At 28.1% G+C, this 20067-nt stretch carries 18 protein-coding genes and 1 tRNA gene; 6 read left to right on the forward strand and 13 right to left on the reverse strand.

The window, feature by feature from the left end:
* Nucleotides 1-16: 16 nt before the first annotated feature.
* From plsY to EG856_RS02460, 6 genes are all read right to left on the reverse strand, one after another.
* Nucleotides 17-745 carry a glycerol-3-phosphate 1-O-acyltransferase PlsY gene (plsY, locus tag EG856_RS02435; protein ID WP_130429540.1) on the reverse strand — a complete coding sequence of 243 codons (729 nt, stop codon included), beginning with the start codon at nucleotides 743-745 and terminating at the stop codon, nucleotides 17-19.
* Between the two features lies 1 nt (nucleotide 746).
* Entirely contained in the window at nucleotides 747-1766 is a 1020-nt protein-coding gene (locus EG856_RS02440) for a nicotinate phosphoribosyltransferase (RefSeq protein WP_130429541.1), read from the reverse strand.
* Between the two features lie 542 nt (nucleotides 1767-2308).
* A complete protein-coding gene (locus EG856_RS02445; RefSeq protein ID WP_130429542.1) occupies nucleotides 2309-3580 on the reverse strand; it encodes a CNNM domain-containing protein in 1272 nt (423 codons plus the stop codon).
* Nucleotides 3580-5049, reverse strand: a complete 1470-nt coding sequence (locus tag EG856_RS02450; protein ID WP_130429543.1) for a replicative DNA helicase — start codon at nucleotides 5047-5049, stop codon at nucleotides 3580-3582. Before EG856_RS02450 ends, EG856_RS02445 begins: the two co-directional genes overlap by 1 nt.
* Nucleotides 5039-5494 carry a 50S ribosomal protein L9 gene (gene rplI, locus EG856_RS02455; RefSeq protein WP_130429544.1) on the reverse strand — a complete coding sequence of 152 codons (456 nt, stop codon included), beginning with the start codon at nucleotides 5492-5494 and terminating at the stop codon, nucleotides 5039-5041. The genes EG856_RS02450 and rplI overlap by 11 nt, the downstream gene beginning before the upstream one ends.
* A gap of 1 nt (nucleotide 5495) precedes the next feature.
* Nucleotides 5496-7454, reverse strand: a complete 1959-nt coding sequence (locus EG856_RS02460) for a GGDEF domain-containing protein (RefSeq protein ID WP_130429545.1) — start codon at nucleotides 7452-7454, stop codon at nucleotides 5496-5498.
* Nucleotides 7455-7544: 90 nt separating this feature from the next.
* On the opposite strand from EG856_RS02460, the gene EG856_RS02465 reads away from it, so the two are divergent.
* The 6 genes from EG856_RS02465 to EG856_RS02490 all read left to right on the forward strand — a co-directional run bounded on the left by EG856_RS02465 (nucleotide 7545) and on the right by EG856_RS02490 (nucleotide 12849).
* Nucleotides 7545-7904, forward strand: a complete 360-nt coding sequence (locus tag EG856_RS02465; RefSeq protein WP_130429546.1) for a cupin domain-containing protein — start codon at nucleotides 7545-7547, stop codon at nucleotides 7902-7904.
* The gene (locus EG856_RS02470; RefSeq protein ID WP_130429547.1) at nucleotides 7888-8766 is read left to right on the forward strand and encodes a UTP--glucose-1-phosphate uridylyltransferase; all 879 of its coding nucleotides are present in this window, start codon (nucleotides 7888-7890) and stop codon (nucleotides 8764-8766) included. The genes EG856_RS02465 and EG856_RS02470 overlap by 17 nt, the downstream gene beginning before the upstream one ends.
* Before the next feature lie 23 nt (nucleotides 8767-8789).
* The gene (locus EG856_RS02475) at nucleotides 8790-9302 is read left to right on the forward strand and encodes a hypothetical protein (protein WP_130429548.1); all 513 of its coding nucleotides are present in this window, start codon (nucleotides 8790-8792) and stop codon (nucleotides 9300-9302) included.
* A 37-nt stretch (nucleotides 9303-9339) separates the two neighbouring features.
* Entirely contained in the window at nucleotides 9340-9882 is a 543-nt protein-coding gene (locus tag EG856_RS02480; RefSeq protein ID WP_130429549.1) for an NUDIX domain-containing protein, read from the forward strand.
* 102 nt (nucleotides 9883-9984) lie between these two features.
* Nucleotides 9985-10075, forward strand: a tRNA-Ser gene (locus EG856_RS02485).
* Nucleotides 10076-10146: 71 nt separating this feature from the next.
* Entirely contained in the window at nucleotides 10147-12849 is a 2703-nt protein-coding gene (locus EG856_RS02490) for a cation-translocating P-type ATPase (RefSeq protein WP_130429550.1), read from the forward strand.
* Nucleotides 12850-13005: 156 nt separating this feature from the next.
* Here the strand turns inward: EG856_RS02490 and EG856_RS02495 are convergent, their stop codons facing one another.
* The 7 genes from EG856_RS02495 to gmk form a co-directional block, all read right to left on the reverse strand.
* Nucleotides 13006-14661 (reverse strand): IS1634 family transposase, encoded by a 1656-nt coding sequence (locus EG856_RS02495; protein WP_130429551.1) that lies wholly within the window; start codon nucleotides 14659-14661, stop codon nucleotides 13006-13008.
* 142 nt (nucleotides 14662-14803) lie between these two features.
* A complete protein-coding gene (locus EG856_RS02500) occupies nucleotides 14804-16084 on the reverse strand; it encodes an AEC family transporter (protein ID WP_130429552.1) in 1281 nt (426 codons plus the stop codon).
* A 6-nt stretch (nucleotides 16085-16090) separates the two neighbouring features.
* Nucleotides 16091-16756, reverse strand: coding sequence for a ribulose-phosphate 3-epimerase (locus tag EG856_RS02505; protein WP_130429553.1), 666 nt, complete (start codon nucleotides 16754-16756; stop codon nucleotides 16091-16093).
* Complete coding sequence (gene rsgA, locus EG856_RS02510; RefSeq protein ID WP_130429554.1) at nucleotides 16749-17585, reverse strand: ribosome small subunit-dependent GTPase A; 837 nt, start codon at nucleotides 17583-17585, stop codon at nucleotides 16749-16751. The genes EG856_RS02505 and rsgA overlap by 8 nt, the downstream gene beginning before the upstream one ends.
* Nucleotides 17586-17593: 8 nt before the next feature.
* Nucleotides 17594-18580: a serine/threonine-protein kinase gene (locus tag EG856_RS02515; protein ID WP_130429555.1), complete on the reverse strand. Its 987-nt coding sequence runs from the start codon at nucleotides 18578-18580 to the stop codon at nucleotides 17594-17596.
* Nucleotides 18580-19353: a PP2C family protein-serine/threonine phosphatase gene (locus EG856_RS02520; protein ID WP_130429556.1), complete on the reverse strand. Its 774-nt coding sequence runs from the start codon at nucleotides 19351-19353 to the stop codon at nucleotides 18580-18582. The genes EG856_RS02515 and EG856_RS02520 overlap by 1 nt, the downstream gene beginning before the upstream one ends.
* The gene (gmk, locus tag EG856_RS02525) at nucleotides 19346-19942 is read right to left on the reverse strand and encodes a guanylate kinase (RefSeq protein WP_130429557.1); all 597 of its coding nucleotides are present in this window, start codon (nucleotides 19940-19942) and stop codon (nucleotides 19346-19348) included. Before gmk ends, EG856_RS02520 begins: the two co-directional genes overlap by 8 nt.
* Nucleotides 19943-20067: the final 125 nt, after the last annotated feature.

Here is a 20067-nt window from a genome sequence, read left to right on the forward strand (position 1 = left end):
AATAAATAAAAACGAGTTAACTCGTTTTAATACCCAGTTTAGGCTCACTACCGTTTAATAGTCGTTTGATATTACTATGGTGTAAAGAAATAACTAAAATTGCAACCATTAAAAAATATATTGGTGAAACATATCAATACGGCTGTAAATTTGTTAGTGCAATACTGTTTGAAAAATTAATAAAATTTAATCAATATCCACTGATACCTTGAATAAATCAAGGGATAAAAATTAAAGGAACAATTATAGTCGAAGTTAAAATTGAAGCTAAAGATACTTTTTTAAAAATCAATATAATTGCAAAAAATACAACAAAGGCTATCAATCATAAAACTGGATTGATGGTTAAAATAAATGCCGATGAACACGCAACACCTTTACCGCCTTTAAAACCAAAAAAGATAGGAAAGCAATGGCCTATTATTATCCCAAAGCCAATTGATTGCGGGCTTATTCAATATTGATCATTTAAATCGCTAAATAAATGGTTTTGTAAAGCAGCAAATATTACTGTGGGAATAATTACTTTTAAAAAATCAATTGCAAAAACAATTAAAGCAAATTTTTTGCCATAAGTTCTTAAAGAATTAGTGGCCCCGGCATTTCTAGAAAAATAATTACGTACATCATCTTTTTTTAGTTTTTTTGACATAATAATTGAAGTGTTAAGTGAGCCAATAAAATAACCTAAAACTATCAGTGCTAAATTTAAAAAAACGATAATGGTAATAGTAGTTAAAGACATTTTAATTTTTGCCCTTAAAAACAATTAAATTTGGGTTTGTGCGATATCCTCTTCCCTCCTTGGCTTGACGATGACCGTTTAAAATAGTTGCGTCCGCTGAATAAGATACAGTAGGGCTAAAAATACCTTGACCAACACCATATGCATCAACTGGTGTATTAGCAGCCTCAAATTTAGCTATTTTTTGTGGAGTAAAACCGCTACTTACAACTATTTTTACGTGTTGAGCTCCTTCTTGGTCTAAAGCTTGGCGCAATCTTTTTACTTGTTCAATATTAACACCGTAAAATTCATGATTATCTTCTTCATTATCAAACATGTGGTCTTTCATATTTTTAGATGTATCTAAACGCACTCCTCATAAACTTTTGCCAATCGCTCGGTAAGAATTAAGCGATTCTCTAATAACATTATTATGATAATCAACTAAAGATATTATTTTTTCATTAGGAAATAACTTGGCATATGCTTTCATTGCCTCTTCGGTACTTCCATCAAAATTTTGAATCAAACAATGTGGAATAGAACCAAAAGTTGAATCATCGTTTTGCACAACATTTTGTGCATCAGTAGACATTGAAGCTGCGCCACCTATTTGAGCGGCCTTACCATCAATTTCTTGCATCATTCAATGATCATTACGATCACCCATAAAAATAATATCTTTACCGTTGGCGGCTTTGACGCAGCGGTACATATTTGTTGCTATTGTAGAAGAACGAGCCAACATACCATCTATCATACCTTCATATTTACCAAAATCTTCGTAATGGCCTTCTAGTTCTAAAACTATATCTAAATTATTAATTATTTGGCCATCGGGAATATATCTAATTACATATTTAGATGTATCTGTGTTTTGACTTAATAAGTCTAAAACTTCTTGCATTCCAGCCACCATTACATCATCATTTCTTTGAAAAAATTGTAATTTAATAACATTTTGGGGACTAAAAGTTTGAATTATTTTTTCAGTTTTATGAAAATATGACGATATATATTTATCGTATTTTGTGTTCATTTATACCTCTTTTATAATTATAAATATTAATATTGTTTTAAAAATTATACATTGAAAACAATTGATATTGAATACATTTATCATACTTACATTAATAAAAAAACAAGTTCTTAACAAAAACTTGTTTAAATTATTCATAAACATAAAACTTTGTAGTTTTATTAACGATAATAAAAAACGAAAAGGAAAAAATTGTATATGAATTTAAAATAGGAGGAAACTATTAAAAATGTATATAAAAGAAATAAAAAGAAATTAAAAAAATTATTATCGATAATGAATAGTAAACGAATATATGTAGGTATTGCTAAATAAAACGAGCAATTAATATTAGCAATTAGATTGAAATATACAAAAAACACGAGTAAATATTAGAGCTTGTATTACTCGTGAAGAGACGAGTTTATATATTTCAATATAAGTATAAAACTTTCTAAATAAAAAGCAAATTTATTTTTGATTATTTTATTAAATTAATATATAATAAAAGTTTATTTTTTTACAAAAAAAGAATTTTAATTGATTTTAAAAGTTATATTTAATTAAATTTCAGTATTAGTTTCAACACTAACAGGTGCTTGAGTACCAATTTCAACTTCAAAATGGTAATATTTATGTTTTTTATTTGGTGTTGATATTACTTTAAAAAATACACCTTGAAATTCTATTTTGCTTGTTTTTGAAATTTTGCCATGATTATGTCGTTTTACAAAATTTTGCACATTCATATTTAATAAGTTATCTTCGATGTCAAAATCTAAATTCATTCGCGAAATTAATTGACGCATTTTAACACGACCGTTTACTCTAAATAATTCTAAACTAATCTCAAAAAAATCATCTAGTTCTTCTTCATCATATTCATCGTATATTTCGCCAACGATTTCTTCTAAAATATCTTCAATAGTTAAAATACCTAAAACTTCACGCGAAGAGTTATTATTAGTAACAAAAGCCATATGAGAACGTTGTAAGCGTAATGTTTCAAGAGCAATTGCTAAAGTTGAATTGGCACTAATTCGTGGAATAGTTTTAATATAATCAATAACTTTGCCTTTGCCCCGGTAAAATATATCTTTAAGTAAAACTATACCTAAAAATTCACCATTTTTTTCAATTGGTAATCTAGAATAATTAGTTTCTTTGAATATTTCAAGTGCTTGTTCAATTGATGCTTTATAAGAAATAAAAGACATATCTTTAAGTTTTATAAAATGTTTTCGAACTTTAGTGGTATCTAAATCCAACGCGTTTTGAGCCATTATACTTTCATTGGCTTCCAAAATCCCCTCTGTGTGTGCTACATCAATTAAGTTTTTAACATCTTGTTCGGTGTTGGTTACATAAATATTTTTGCTAATTTTGCTAATTAGTCAAATAATAGGAAAAAATAAATAATAAAGACCTTGTAAAGGATAACAAAATGTTTTAGCAACTTTTTCAGGATAAGATTTTGCAATTAATTTAGGAATAATTTCACCCAAAATAACCACAATTGGAGTTAAAACCACTGTTGAAATTAAAGCGGCATATTGACTAATATCGCCAACTAATCATCTGGACATGACATACGAAAGAGCAGACGAAAGACCAATATTAGCAATATTATTTCAAATCAAAATTAATGCCAAAATTCGATTGAAAAAAGAGTATTGCTTTTTGATTATCTTGGCTCCAAATTCATTGCGATCAATCATTGTTTCTAATTTACCGGGATTTAAGGTTGAATAAGCAGTTTCGCAACTTGAAAATATTGATGAAAGAATTAATAAAATAATGAGTAAAGGAACTAAAATGATAGTGATTTGATCCATTATTCGTCATCCTCATCAAAATTAATGAATTTATCAAATTCACGATTTTCAAAACGGCCAAATTTTAATACCATTCTTAAATTAATCACTCCAGTTTCACCAGCACGATGTTTAGCGATTATTAAATCTACTGGCTCTCCGGCACTGCCTTTAAATTCTTGATTTATTATATTTTTGTTTTTGCGATTGTAATAATCTTCCCGGTATAAAAACATCACGATGTCGGCATCATTTTCAATTGAACCGGATTCTCTTAAATCGGCAAGCATTGGCCTTTTATCTTCTCGTGTTTCAGTTTGACGGTTTAGCTGTGAAAGTACAATAATAGGAACTTCTAATTCAAGAGAAAGAGTTTTTAAATTACGTGAAATGCGAGTAATTTCTAGTTGACGATTTTCGCCACGATGCCCTTTACCTCCCGAAATTAATTGCATATAATCCACAACTATTAAGTCCAATTTTTCTTTTTTGTGCAAACGACGACATTTTCATAAAATTGTATCAATATCGTTATCGTAAGTATTATCAATAAATAATTGCATTTTATCAATAAAATCTCTCTTAACGTGAGTAATTTTGAGAATATCATGGTCACTCAAACCATATTTAGGATCTTGGGGTTTTTTAAGACGATTTTGCTCAATGTTAGTGGTAATAGAATAAATTCTTCCCATCAGTTGTTCTGGCGACATTTCTAAAGAAAAAAATGCAACTCTATTTTGACGAGTGGGGTCGTTTTTTTTCTTTTGTTTAGCCACATTAATGGCAATATTCAAGGCAAAAGCGGTTTTACCGATGCCGGGACGAGCAGCTAAAACAATTAATTCTGAACTGTGCAAACCTTGTGTTATTTGGTCAAAATCAACATAACCTGTTTTTATCCCACTAATTTCGTGACTTTTTGAGGCACGTAATTTTTGTAATTTTTCAAAATATTTATCGCTAACTTCTTGTGTGGTGTGAAAGTCATTTCCGCTTTTAGCTCGGTCTAATTTTTGCAATAATTCTTGAATTTTAATAACCATTTCATCGGGATCGATTAATTTACGAGAATTTTGTAAAGTTGCTTTAATTTGATCAATTTCGAACTCTAATGTTCTTAGGCGGGTTAAACGTTCTAATTCTTCCAGATACATTTGAATATTAGAACGCAAAGCGTTAGATGAGTATATATTAACCAATAATTGTGTATTAACTAGAGGATGATTTTTAGCTTGGGCTGAAGCTAAAATAGTTTCATTGTTAATATTTTTATCCGCTTCATATAAACCACTCATAATGGCAAAAAGTTGGCGACAAGCTAAATCGCCAAAATCTTGTTCTTGCATAAACGGAATTATATTATGAGCTAAATTTTCGTTTGATAAAATTAAACCTAAAACTGCATACTCATATGCTAAATTAATGTGTTTGGTACTTTTGAGATGGGATAAAGGTTTTTCATTTGAAGAAAAATTGTTATTTGACATTTATTTTTACCTCAACTTTAAATTTTGCAACAATATCTTTATAAAGATTAATATCTATTTCGTGTAAACCATTTGAAACAATGTGCACTTTTTGTACAGCATATTTGTTCAATTTATAGCCTTTTTTAGTTAGATCTTTATTGATATCTTTTGTTGAAATAGACTTATGAACAATTAAATTTCCGTGAGCATCTATTAAGGCATCTAATTGATAAATTAATTTATCAGCTTCTAATTGTTTTTTTAGTTCTAGTGCTTGCGAACGTAATTCCATTTCGCTAGCAGTTAAAGTACTTAGTCGTTTTTCTAATTGATATTTAGTTTTTTCGTTATATGGCACTGCAAAACCTTTGGCTACTAGAAAATTTGCGCCAAAGCCATCTGATACCTCTATAATTGTGTTCGCCTTGCCATGTTTTGAATCTTTAATTAAAATTACTTTCATTTTATTTCACTCCTACTATTGCTTGTTTAATATTTTTAATAAATGTTTCTAAATTATCTGTTGATACGGCCGCAGCCGCGGCAAAACCTCCGCCACCACCAACATTTTCGCAAATAATTTGCACATTTGTGTCTATACCTCGTGCCGAGAGTTTATAATTTGTACTTTTTTCTTGGCGAGCAACAACAAAACTCGCTCTTCGTCCATCTATTCTTAAAATTTCTTCAGCTGCAATTGAAATTATATCGTCCGACATCGCCACATCAGCATAGGCCAAGAAAAAACCCTCTTTTACTTCTTCTAATGTATTTAATAATTCTACAACTTTTAAATAAGTTTGAGCGTCTATTTTTAACGCATTGGCAGCAGTAGTTGAATTAGCTCCTTTTGCCTCAAGCCAACTTGCTGCTTCAAATGTTTTAGCGGTCGCGTGTTTTTGGAATTGTAAAGTGTCTAAACAAATACCGTTCAATAACATTTGAGCTGTAATTAAATCTAATTTAACTTTTTTTTGGGCAAACATTAACATTTCGGTTACTAATTCACTAGCTGAAGACGATGTTGTGCTAATAATCCGGTTTTGTTTAGGAGCAAAATCAATTGATAATTTTAAACGGTGATGGTCTAAAATAAATATATTTTTAGAACTAATATTTTTAATAGCATCGGGGTTATCTGTTCTTGATGGATGAGCATTATCAACAAAAAATACTACTGTGTTTTCATCACTTATTTTGTTTGCTTGTTGAGGTTTTATAATATGTTCACCAATAACATCTCAATATTGTTTCAATACTTTTTTTGTGGTTGCGTCTTGAGTTGATGAACAAATGTATGCTTTTTTGTTGTACGCTTTAGCTAAAGCTACAATTCCAATTGCACTTCCGATTGCATCTAAATCAGCTACAGCGTGCCCATAGACAATAACTTTATCTATATTCTCATTGTCAAAAATTTGTTCTATTGTTTGAGTGAAAGCGCGAATTTGTGTGCGATCAACACTTGGTAAAATTTCAGTTGTTGAGCCAAAATATAATGGTTGTGTGTGTGGTGAAACTACTATAACTTGATCACCTCCCCGTGTTTGAGCTTGCGATAAAGCTGCTTTTGCTAAATCTGTTTTAACATTTAACTCATTTGAACCATAACTAAAACCTGCCGAAAAAGAAACAACAACATTACTATTTTGATTTTTTAAAAGATTATGCAGTTTTTTTAAAAAATCAAACTCCTGCTTAATCATTTTTGTAAGTGAATCCTGGTTTGTAATAATTAAAAATTTACTATTTGAATTATATTGGCGAAATATCAGGTTATAATTTTGAGCTAATTGTTCTAATAATGTTATAACATTTTGGTTTAATTTGTATAATTGGTCTTCACTTAATATTGACTGATATAAAGAATAATTATCAATTTCAATTTCTCCAATAACACTCAATTGTTCATTGTACATCATCATCGTACGCTTTAATAAGCTAACATCCTTAATTGAAATATAATTATCTAAATCAAAAATGTTAGCTTCATAAAAATTACCATTATATTCAAATTGATAAACACGATTTTTTTTATCAAAATCAAGGCCTAAATTTTCAAAAAACGATTTAAGTGGTGTGCCGATTAAATGATTACCAAAGCGCTTTTGAATAAAATAAGAACTATCGACAATAGTATTGGAGAAATCATAAATAATTGTTCCAAGTTGGTTAAATTTAAGTGCGTTATCAATAAATTTAGCATGCGAAAGTTTAATTTTACTTTGCAAAGATACGTAAGATTTAATACTGAATAAGGTAAATATTGTAATTAATATTAAACTAAAACATAAAATTAATGTAAACATAAATGTTCAAATTAAACTTGTTTTTAAAACTAAAAACAAAACTGAAACAATAGTGCTTAATGTAAAAAAAAATGCACCAATTATATATAAAACTAATTTTTGCCTTAAATTCATATTAAAATTATATATTAATTTATAATGAGAGATATGTTTAAAACTAGCTAATAATTATTAAGAATATTTAATTATTAGTAAAATAAGATTATGATTAATGACATTGAAATAATCAAAAATTTATTTTTAGACCAAAACGAAATAAAAAAATTAAATTCAAGTTATCAAGGTAGGGAGTTATTTGAACCAATTTTCAATAAAAATCAACAAAAAATTGAAGTAATTCATTCTTTTAATGCTCAAACTGATTGAATAATAAATAATACAATTGAATTTGTCATTTTATTAAAAGGCAGTGGCACCTTGCAAAACGCACAAAACAATTTTTACAAAATTAATCAAGGAAATTTGATTAAAATTAATCCATTCACCAAACATAAAGTAGTTCAAACTTCAAAATATGCTTTATGATTAGCTATACATTTAGGAGGCGATGATGTCAAAAGTTAAAAAATTAATAATCCCGGTTGCTGGTTGAGGGACTAGATTTTTACCAATGACTAAAATTATTCATAAAGAATTAGTACCAATATTAAATCGTCCCGCGTTAGATTTACTAATAGATGAAGCTTTAGAAGCTGGTATTGAGCAAATTATTTTAATAATAAGCGAGCGCAAAAAAAACATTTTGGATTTTTTTGATAAAAATGAATTACTTGAACAAGAATTACAAAGACAAAACAAAAACAAATTATTAAATTTAGTTCAACAAACTAACAGAAAAAACCAAATTAATTTTATTATTCAACACCAACAACTTGGACTTGGACACGCGTTAGCACAAGCAAAAAAAATAATAAATAACGAACCGTTCGCAGTAATTTTAGGTGATGATTTAATAAAATCACAAACCCCGGCAATTAAACAATTAATTCAATTTTATGAACAAACTCAAGCTAATATTTTGGGTGTACAAAGTGTAGAAGATACTCATGTAAACAAGTATGGCATTGTTAAACCTTTACATCCTGAACAAAAAAATAACCAGTATTTTGAAATTGAAACAGCAGTTGAAAAACCAAATTTAGATGTGGCACCATCAAATAAAGCAATTCTAGGACGCTATGTTTTTAATCCACAAATTCTTGAAATTTTATCGCAAATAAAATATGATGGCCAAAATGAAATTCAACTTGTTGATGCTTTTAGCGATTTAATTAATAAATATCAGCAAAAAATTTACGCTTTTGAATTTGAAGGAACTCGTTATGATTTAGGTTCAATTGAAGGTTTTGTTAAAGCTACTATTGATTACGCTTTAGCTAATGACAATATAAAAGATTCAATTTTAGAATACATAAAATTAAAATAATATATAGTTATCAAGGAGTAAATATGAAAATTAAATTATGAAAATTTTTAAGTATAGCACCAGTTACAATTGTTGCTTTATCAGCAAGTTGTAGTTCGAAAAAAACAAAAGAAGAAAATTACTTAAACGAACTTATTAAAAATAGTGAAATAACTGCAAATAAATTAAAGTTATTCACCACTGCTCAAAATAATTCAAGTCAACAAAATTTAAAAGCCTTAACAAGTTTAGAGCAAGATATCATAAGCACTAAAACCTTATTAGCAAAAAAAGATCACACAAATGCCGAAATTATCAGTGCTACTGAAAAATTGTTATTAACAACAAAAACAGCTCAACAAAATTTAGAAATAGAAACTTTAATCACTAATTTAACAACTTTTAAAACTGTATTTAAAGCTTCAAGAGAACAAAATGCTGAACTTCGTGAAAAATACGATGAATACATCACAAAAATTGATTCTGTAATATCCAATAGAAATCTAGTTGAGTTGAAAAATTTAGATAAAGAAATTAAGGAATTAGCATTAGTTTAAATTACATTTTTTACAAAAAGATTTGTAAAATTAAATTATGAGTAAAAATGAAAAATTATTCAAAAATGATTGAATAAGTGTGTATAAATCTGCTAAAGGTTTTACTTATTGCCAGCGCAAAAGTATTGATTCGATAGCAGCACTATTGTACCGTAAAGTAAATAACCATTATCAGTTAATGATTCACTATCAACCGCTTCCGGAAATAAAGGAAAAAAAGTTTTGAGATGAATGTTATCCTTGCCCTATTACCGGAAGTATTGAAACAAAACAAAGCCCACTTCAGTGTTGTATTAATGAAGTTTTAGAAGAAGCTGGCTATAGTATTACAAAATCAAATATCACTGCTACATTAACCACAATCGCTACGACGCAAATGAATGAAAAAGTTTATCATTTTTTAGTTGATGTCACAGATTTAAAACAAGGTTCAATAAACACAGATGGTTCTGTTTTTGAATCTGTTTCATATAACAAATGATATAATCAAAGCGAATTTGAAAACATAATTTATACTAATTTGCAATTATCTTCTTTAGCGACATTATACTTATTATTTATAGCCAAATTCAATAAATAACATAATTAAGTTATAAGTTAAATCTCATAAAATTCATAATTATGCATTTTAATTTTTTTTCTTGGAAAAAAAATTTTTTTATTATAATAAATAAGCACAAACGGAACAGTACTCAAGAGGCTGAAGAGGCGGCACTGCTAATGCTGTAGGGGTGGCAACACCCGCGGAGGTTCAAATCCTCTCTGTTCCGCCATTTTTTTATTACTTTTTTTATCAATTAATAATTATTATTTATAATAATTTAGTTAAAAATTAAGGAGGCAAATGGACAAGGAAAAAATTTCTAAATATACAGGTTTAACAACCAATGAGGTTGAAAAAGCAAAAATAAAATATGGCGAAAATGTAATACAAAAAAGTAAAAAAATAAACCCTTTTATTGCGTTTTTTAAACAATTTATTGACCCAATGATTATTCTACTTTTGATTGGGGCTATGATATCCTTAGGTTTGGCAATTTATGAGCATATAAGTGGTAAAAAAGACAGTGTAGATTTAGCCATTTCATATGTGGAGCCCGCAATTATTTTATTGGTTGTAGCACTTAATTCAATGTTAGGAGCATACCAAGAGGTTAAATCAGATAACGAAGTGAGAGCATTAGAAAAAATTAATCAGACTTATGCTAATGTGATGCGCGATAATGTAGTTCAACGCATAAAGGCAAGCGATTTAGTCCCAGGTGATTTAATCATTTTTGCCGCAGGTGACACTATCAACGCAGATTGTCGTTTAATTGAAGCAGCCAATTTATATGTGGTTGAATCTTCGCTTACTGGTGAAAATTTAGCAGTACATAAAGTTGCCAATTGAGAGCAAGAAGATAATTTAACTTTAGCTAATAATACCCATTTACTTTATTCGGGAACTTACATTACTAAAGGTAGTGCGAAAGCTCTTGTGATTGATACTGGTATTAATACACAGATAGGTAAAATCAATTCACTAATTCAAAAAGAGCAAAAAAATGCGACCCCTTTACAACTTAAATTAAATAAATTAAGTAAACTATTTGGAATTGGCGGAATTATTTTATTATTCGTTAGTTTAGGAATTCAAATATTACTAAATAATTTAATTAGTGGTTCGTGAAAAAATTTAGATGTTTACACACATTCTACAGTAACAGCAATCAGTTTAGCTGTTGCAGCTATACCAGAGGGTTTATTAACTTTCACCACTGTATTATTATCGGTTGGAGTCAAAAATTTAACTAAACAAAAAGCATTAGTTAAAAATTTATTAGCAGTTGAAACATTAGGTTCAACTTCAATAATTTGTACAGATAAAACGGGTACTTTAACTGAAAATAAAATGAAAGTTATTGAAGCATTTGATTGAAAATCGAACCAATTTCTTTCAAAATCAAAACAAAAAAATATATTTAATAATCTAGCTCAATACATAAGTTTATGTAGTGACGCATACATTAATTACAACCAAAAAACAATGTCATTTGATGAAATTGGTGATCCTACGGAAATTGGAATGTTAAAATTCGCATATGATTTAGGCATACAAAAAGATAACTTAATAGCTAAAAACCCAATTTTATACACTTTACCTTTTGATAGCGAGCGCAAAATGCACTCAGTTTTAACAACTATAGATGATCAAAAATATATGATTACAAAAGGTGCTCCAGATGTAATAATTTCTAAATCGATAAATATTGATAAAGAACAAATGATTAAAATTAATGACCAATGAGCACAAAATGCATATCGAGTTATCGCGGTTGCTTGCAAAAAAATAAACACAGAACAAATTCAATTTAACGACGAAAATGAACTAGAATTCATTGGTTTAATCGCAATGATTGATCCACCTCGCGAAAATGTAAAACAAAGTGTTTTAAGTGCTAAAAAAGCTGGAATTAAAACTGTAATGATAACCGGAGATCATTTAATCACAGCAAAAGCAATAGCTACAAATTTAGGTATTTATAATCAAGGCGATCTATGTTTAACCGGTGATGAACTAAGCCAAATGAGCGATAAAGAATTAAAAAATAAAATTACCAATATCTCTGTTTATGCTCGTGTTAATCCACAAGATAAATTAAGAATTGTCCAAGCCTGACAAGCACACGAAAAAGTAGTTGCTATGACAGGCGATGGTGTAAATGATGCTCCCGCTTTAAAAGTTTCAGACATCGGATGTGCGATGGGTATCACTGGAACTGATGTTTCTAAACAAGCAGCTGATGTGATTTTAGTGGATGATAACTTTAATACAATCGTAGCAGCCGTTAAAAACGGTCGTTCAACTTTCGATAAAATTAAAGTTGTGATAATGAATTTACTAGTGTCTTCACTTGTTGAAACTATAGTAATGTTAGTTGGTTTAATCGCATTTTTTCTTGCTTATAAGAAATATTTTGGCGCTAACAACGAATTTTATATCTTTGGTGCTTCACAATTATTATGAATTAATTTAGTTTCTCATGGTTTGCCAGCCATAGCTTTAGGTTTTGTTGATAGCGAAAAAGATGTTATGAGTCGTGACCCATACGACAAAAAAGAAAGTTTATTTTCGCGTGGTATGGGTAAAGAATTATTATGACAATCTTTATTATTAAGTTTAGCAACCTTAATTTCATATGTACTTGGTGCTGAAATAGCAATTAAAAATGGTTTAAATGTTGGTTTATATGCTTCTTCAGCCGGTTTTATAACATTAGGTTTAGCTTGCGGAATTAACACTGTTAATTTAATGAGTGATAAATCAATTTTTATTTCTTCGCTAAAAAAATATTGATTAGTTTGAGCTGCAGTTTCATTTTCAGCATTTACAATTTTATTAATTGGACTAGTTCCTCAAATTGCCCAATATTTTAGAATGGGTGATTTAACAAAAACACCACATTTAATTGTTAGTTCAATATCGCTAGGCCTAATATTAATCGTGGCTTATGAAATTAAAAAAATTATTAATTTATGAACCACAAAAAAACAAAAAAAATAAAAACATAAACATAAATTTTGCTTCATTAAATAAAAATTCCTTTTTCGTTTCTTGAAAAAGGAATTTTTAATAATTTTATTTAGTTTTTCCTGAGTTTCCAAGTTGCAAATTAAAAAATTCCGTAAATACCACATTTTAAGGTACTTTCGGAATTTTTTATAATTTAATTACATTGTAATTTTTGATTGATTGTTCAATTAATTCATATAACATTGTTTCATTTTGATTATCAGTATTTTCAATGTTGTATTCGTTAATAATTTTGTTATCAATTAAAATTTGAATTTTTTCGGCATTTTTGATAGCGTCTACATAATTGGAAATTGAATAATTTTTGTCTATTTTTGTTTGTTTTTTAACATATTTATTCAAAATATTTAAACCATACTGTAATAAAACCAATGAAATAAAGCATAAAGTAATATAACCTTCAATATGATTTTCACTCCAAACATACATAGGTCTAATTTTTAAACAATTTTTTAAATTTCTAAAATTATTTTCAATTTGTCATTGTTTTTGATATAAATCAACAATATCTAATGGCTTAAGATCTATTCTTGAAGTTTCATACACATAATAACCATCAAATTGTTCATCTTCACTAATTTTTTCTAAATCTAATTGATAATAAGAAGTTGCTCCAATTTTTTTAAAAAATTTATGCTTTTTGGCAGCTATTAAATCTGTTTCAATTACTCTACCATTTTTTTGTTTTTTATTGAAAATTTCAATTAGTTGCATACGATCATTAAAATCTTTTGCTGCTCGTTTTTTACTATGGGTCATTATTTGTCTTCTTTTATGACCGTTGAACCGTTTGTTTTTTCACAGCGACATAAATTCTATTTCTTTATATTTAAAATCTTTGTTTACACGAATATAATCGTTTTGGTTAATTGTGTATTCTTTTCTTTGTTTTGTACTAGATTTCAAACGATAAGAGAGTATGTAATCTATGTTTAAAGATTCTAAAAAGCGTATGTTGCGGTTTGTGCTCATTCCTCTATCCGCGACAATTGTTACATTTTTTATATTATAAATATCCCGTATTTCCAATATAAAAGGTATAAAAGTGTTCATATCAGCAGTATTTCCTTTGAATATTTTGAAATGAAATGGAATTCCATTACAATCAGTAATCATTCCAATTACTATTTGATCTTCTTTAAATTTTCCGTCTTTTGAATAACCAGGATATCTCAATCCTTTTCTCGCAAAACTTTCAAAATATACTGTTGTTGAGTCATATCACAACACTTCAATATCACGGCTAGCATTTGAAGTTAATGAGTTATTTAATTGTTTTAAAATTTCATTTTTATTATTGGTTACATAATCTAAACTATTATAAAAAGTAGATTTTTTGAAGTCATTATTGAAATCATAAAGATGTTTTTGTTGATACATTTTGATCAAACTATCTTGGTTGATGATCCGTGAAGTGATTATATATTTGGCAATATCTAAAAGATTTTTTGATTTGCTTTTTTCACACAATTTGAAAGGGTTGATTTTATCACATAATTCATATAATGCTTTTATACCAAAATTTTGTTTTCGGATTTCTTTTTTAGATTGAGCTAAAACCTCCTTTACTTTTGATAATATCTTTTCTTTATTTCATTCAGTATTTCAATCAGCACACGCAACCTTAAGGGCGTTTATAGGGTCTAGATTTAAAGTTTTTAATGTTTCTAAATTACCTATTCCAATTGATTTTTTATAACCTTTTCCAAATCCAGCCGGTATTGCGACCGAGACATATGTTTTATCTTTTCTTTTTGATTGTGTTATAACCCATTTCTCCATAGTTAAATTATATCATAATTACAATGTAATTTTGTAATTTAAAAAAATTTTTTTATACTTTAGTATAAAGATGGCGAAAAACGCTAAAAAATGACCCCTAACTTGGAAACTCGGGATAAAAAAGCCAAATTTAAATTTAGCCTTAAATAAAAATTAATTGACACACAACTATTCAAATTGGTATAAAAATTATTGATGCTAATGTAGAAAAAACTGATGCTCGAGCAGTAAAAGTAGGCTCTTTATTATTTGAAAGAGCGATAGCAACAGGCACAGCACCAGGAGGAGTAGCACTAATTACAACAATTGAAAGTGCTTCAATAGCACCAACTTTACGATTTGCTGAATATAATGAATACATAATTCCTAACATTAGCAAAGGAATTAATATTATTTTAATGATTGTGTATAATCAAACAGATTTATCGCTAAAAATTGTTTTAAAGCGACTTTCACTCATTTTCATCCCTACACTTAATCATACAAGAGGAGTGCAAAGTGAGGCTAAAATGTTAGCTATGTTTCTAAAATATGGCATTGTTACTCCCGCATCTATTCAACCAGTAGGAGTAATTAAAGTCAATTGATAAATTGATTTATTGATATTGTAAATATATTTATTACCTTCAGCGTCAAAATAAATTGGCAAAAAATTAAGACCGTAATTTGCTTTTTTTATCGCAAGCACATTTTTATTGTTTTCTAGAGTTAAGGTTTTTGATACTATTTCGCTGTGTTCACCTGCCCCAGGAATTAATTGAGTAAGTCATAAACTAAATCCGATTAGCGTAATGATTAAAGTAGTATTTTTAGCTAATTTTTTGATTGTTGTTACTAAATTGCTTTTGTTAAATTTAATACCGGACAGCATTATAAGACAATAAGTATATAAAAATATACGTTGTGGCACACCGAATAAACTTATACTCAATATAGATACATTTTCGTGAGGAGTAGCACGATAAAATTCAGAAATAATAGGCAAGCCAAATGTGGTTGTTGAACCAAAAATTAACAACATTCACATAGTCAATATTTTTTGTTTATTATGTTGCTGATTTGATGAATTTGATAATAACAATAAAATTGAATCAGGTTCTGCTTTATTGATAAAAGCAGGTGCTTTTCATTTTTTTATTCATATAAATGAAAGCAACGAAAGTATAGAGTAAAATAGTATTGAAATCAATAAAACTCAAGCTTGTTCTTTTAATTTTTGAATTGTCAGTGAAGACATAAAACCTTTAATTGCTATTGCCGGTAAAGCAATTTCAAGAACAATTTTGCTAAACGGCGCGATTCATTGAATTTTAAATATTGATAATTTAGTAAATATATAACCAAGAAAAATGACTAAAATTGAAGAAAGAAACACAGCAATTAGATTGGAATTTGTGATTGTTGCTATAAAAACGTTATTCATAATTGGTTATTTACTAATTTTATTTTTAATAATAGAAGCAATAGTTTGTTGTGTGGGATTTTTAATTAAAAATGTTCCTGCTACACACGCATCTGCTCCAGCTTTAAATGCTTGTGGCCCGGTAATATTATTGATACCACCATCAACTTGAATTAAATACTGGTATTGATATTTAGAACGCAATTTTTTTAATATTTTGATCTTATCCAGTGCCAGACTCATAAATTTTTGTCCACCAGCTCCAGGCTCAACAGACATAACAAGCACTAATGCAACAAAAGGTAAAAAATCTGTAATTTGTTCTACATTTGTTTCAGGTTTTATGGCTAAACCAATTCTATATTCATGGTGTTTTTTTGTTAAGAAATTAAGTAATTTTTTGTGTTCTACTGCCTCATAATGAATAGTTGTTATATCGACAGCATCTTTAAAATCATTTAAATAATTTAAAGGATTTTCAACCATTAAATGGGCGTCCATAAAATGCTTTGGCGAATTTTGTTTAATATTAATAATTTCATCTAATTCAATAGCTTTATTTGGTACAAATTTGCCATCCATCACATCATAATGGATTCATTCTATTCCTTCATTGATTAAAGTTTGAGCCATTTGTTCTCTTTTTGTCATTTCTACATTTAGTAGAGAAGGTGTTACATATTTTTTATTCATTTTTTGCCTCTTTCATCATTTTTAAGTAATTTTTATACCTAAATTCAGGAATATTACCATTGTATACATTTAATTTTACATTGCAATATTGATCAGGTTCATTTAAGTGTAAACATGACTTAAATTTACACATTTTTGATAAGCTTTTAAATTGTTTAAACGATTGAGCTAACTGAATTTTTGTTAAATTTACGTCAAAACTAGAGAAACCAGGTGTGTCGATTAATTGACCATCTAGTGTCTCGATAATTTGTACTATCCTTGTTGTGTGCTTACCACGATTGGCTGATTTTGAAATTTTTTGTGTTTGGAAATTTGTTCCAGCTACAAAATTGATAAAAGTTGTTTTACCTACACCAGACTGCCCCATTAAAGAGATGACTTTATCTTTAAAAAGATGTTTAATTTTTTGTTTGAGTTGATCATCTTGATAATCAATATCATAGACGTCATAACCCATAGAAAGATATTTAAACTTCCATTCATTCAAAGCTAAATCAATTTTGGTTATAAAAATAATAGGTTCAATATCATTCGCCTCTATAAATGCTAAATATTTATCAACTAGATATGGTTGAAATTTAGGTTCAACTACTGACATAACGACAATAATTGAATCTATATTTGCTACTTTAGGTCGTACAAAAACGTTTTTTCTTTCGTGAATTTTTACTATATAAGCATTACTTTCGAATTCAACTATATCTCCTACTACTGGTTCAATATTTTTATGTCTAAAAATACCAGCAGCGGGTAAAAAATGCATTTTATTGTTAATATCTTTAATGTGATATTTACCACCTGTTAATGAATAAATTTTTCCTTTCAATATCTCTCCTAGATTAAAATTGTTAAAACTATAATTCCAGTTATTAACAACAAAGTTAAAATAGTAATTGCTGAAATAATAAATTTATTTGAATTTACGATATCTTGTATTGTTTTTTTCTCTCTTGCTTTTTTGGGGTTATATGGCTTTTCGTAATATCTTTCTGGACTGGTGCTTGTTTTTAGGTCTAAATACATATCTCACATGGTTTTGTAGCGTTTTTGAGGGTCTTTTACAGTTGCTTTGGCAATAATATTACTCAACGCTTGCGGTGTATTAACTAATTTTGTAATTTCAGGCATTGCTTGGTTTTTTTGTTTATTTAGAGTGTCAAAAGCATCACGACCTTTAATTGGATATTCGCCACTCAACATTTCAAATAACATAATACCTAAAGCATAAATATCAGTTTTTTCATTTGGTGAATTATCTACATTACACAATTCAGGTGCCATATAATAAACCGAACCAATTAATTTTGAATCTTTAGTATATCTTTGACTATCTTCTGAAAGTGCTAAACCTAAATCAATAATTTTGACTTCGCGATCTTTTGTAATTAAAATGTTTTGACTTTTGATATCTCGATGAATTATTTTGCTATTATGTAGTTCACTTATTCCTTCAGCTATTTGCATTGCATAATTTGCTGCGGTTTTTGAAATTAATTTACCGTTTTTGTTAATTATAGTTCTTAAATTTTCGCCATCGATGAATTCAGTTACTAAATATTGTTCATTATCACCAATATACGAATCGATATATTGAGCCACACGATGTGATTTAATTTTTTTATATAAATTTATTTCTTGTTTAAATCTTTTAATTGTTGTTTCAGCGTCAGATTGATTTTTGACTAAAAAATATTTTAGAGCGTAATATATTCCCGGCTTTGTATTTAATTCAACTTTATAAACTTCACTAAAACCACCTTGACCAATTTTTGTGATAATTTTATATTTGTGAAAAAGTGTACTATTTTTATTAACCAGCATTATTTGCTCCATTCTATAACATTAGAAAGCAAAGCATAAATTGCAGAAGCATTATCAGTTGAATAATTATTTAGTGCTTGTTCAATTAAAACCTCAACAATTTTTTTGGGCTCTGCTTCTTTTTTAATAATTAATTCAATAGTGGGTTTTTCTAAAAAGTTATGAATTCCATCGCTTGTACAAAGAATGCTATGTATTGATTCAATTGATGTAGAAAGGTCAAAAATTTCTATTTTAGTTTTTTTGAGCGGTCCTAATGCTGAGGTTAGTGCTGTGCTATATCTAACGTTTTTTGCTTTTAATTGCGAATAATTTTGTTCGTTAATTAAACGATTATATAAATTATGGTCAATAGTTACTTGTTTTAAATCACCACCCTTGGTTAGTATGTATGTTCTTGAATCGCCGATATTAAAAATATAGATAAAACTATGTTTTTGGCTAAAAATTGCTGCAGTTACTGTAGTGCCCATATCCAAAAATGCTTCGTCAATATCAGCAAACGATTTCATTTCGTTGCGTGCAAGATTAATGATTGATTTAAACCACAAAGAAACAGAATTTACATCAAGATTTTCAAGTGGCATCATTTCGGCAAATTTTTTATTGAATGTATTAATAGTTATGTTAGAAGCTTTCGAGCCGCCATAATGGCCACCCATTCCGTCGCAAAGTAAAAGCATGTGAATATTATCTTTGTGAAAAATACCAACAGCATCTTCATTGGTATTACGAACATTTCCCTTAACGCTTAATTGGGCAAAATTATTCATATAACTCTTTCATTAATATATTTTTTATTTCTAGTGCTGCACGATGTGGGTCATCGTTAATCACGTTGTATTTAAATATTTTACTTTCTTTTAATTCTTCACTTGCTTTAAGCAATCTTTTATTGATTGAATCTTTAGTTTCTGTATTTCTACCTATTATTCGGTTTTTTAATTCCTCAAATGATGGAGGCAAAATAAACACAGTGATAATATTGTATTTAACATGATTTTCTTTATTTTCTAAAATTTTTTTGGTTCCTAATGTTTCAATTTCAAGAAAAGGAATTTTGTTTTGGTTGTGAATATTATCAATTTCACTAAACAAAGTTCCATAATAATTATCAAAATGATAGTTATATTCAAGTAATTCATTATTTGCGATTTTTTGTTCAAATTTATCTTTAGTAATAAAGAAATAATGCACACCATCTTTTTCACCAAGACGTGGTTGTCTTGTTGTAACAGAAACAGAAAGTTTAAATTTTAATTCTTCGTTTTTAAACAATATTTGTTCAATTGTTCCTTTGCCAACGCCACTAGGTCCTGTAAAAATAATAATAGGTTTCTTCTTATAACTGTTAATATTCATAGTTATCTTATTATAAATTAAATTCTATATTAATTTAGAACTTTACTAACATAATCAAATTTATATTTATATTATTAAATGAAGTTGCTTAATTAAAAATATCTATATTTAATATATAATTACAT

Source organism: Mycoplasmopsis phocirhinis (genome assembly GCF_004216495.1).
GTDB lineage: Bacteria > Bacillota_I > Bacilli_A > Mycoplasmatales > Metamycoplasmataceae > Mycoplasmopsis > Mycoplasmopsis phocirhinis.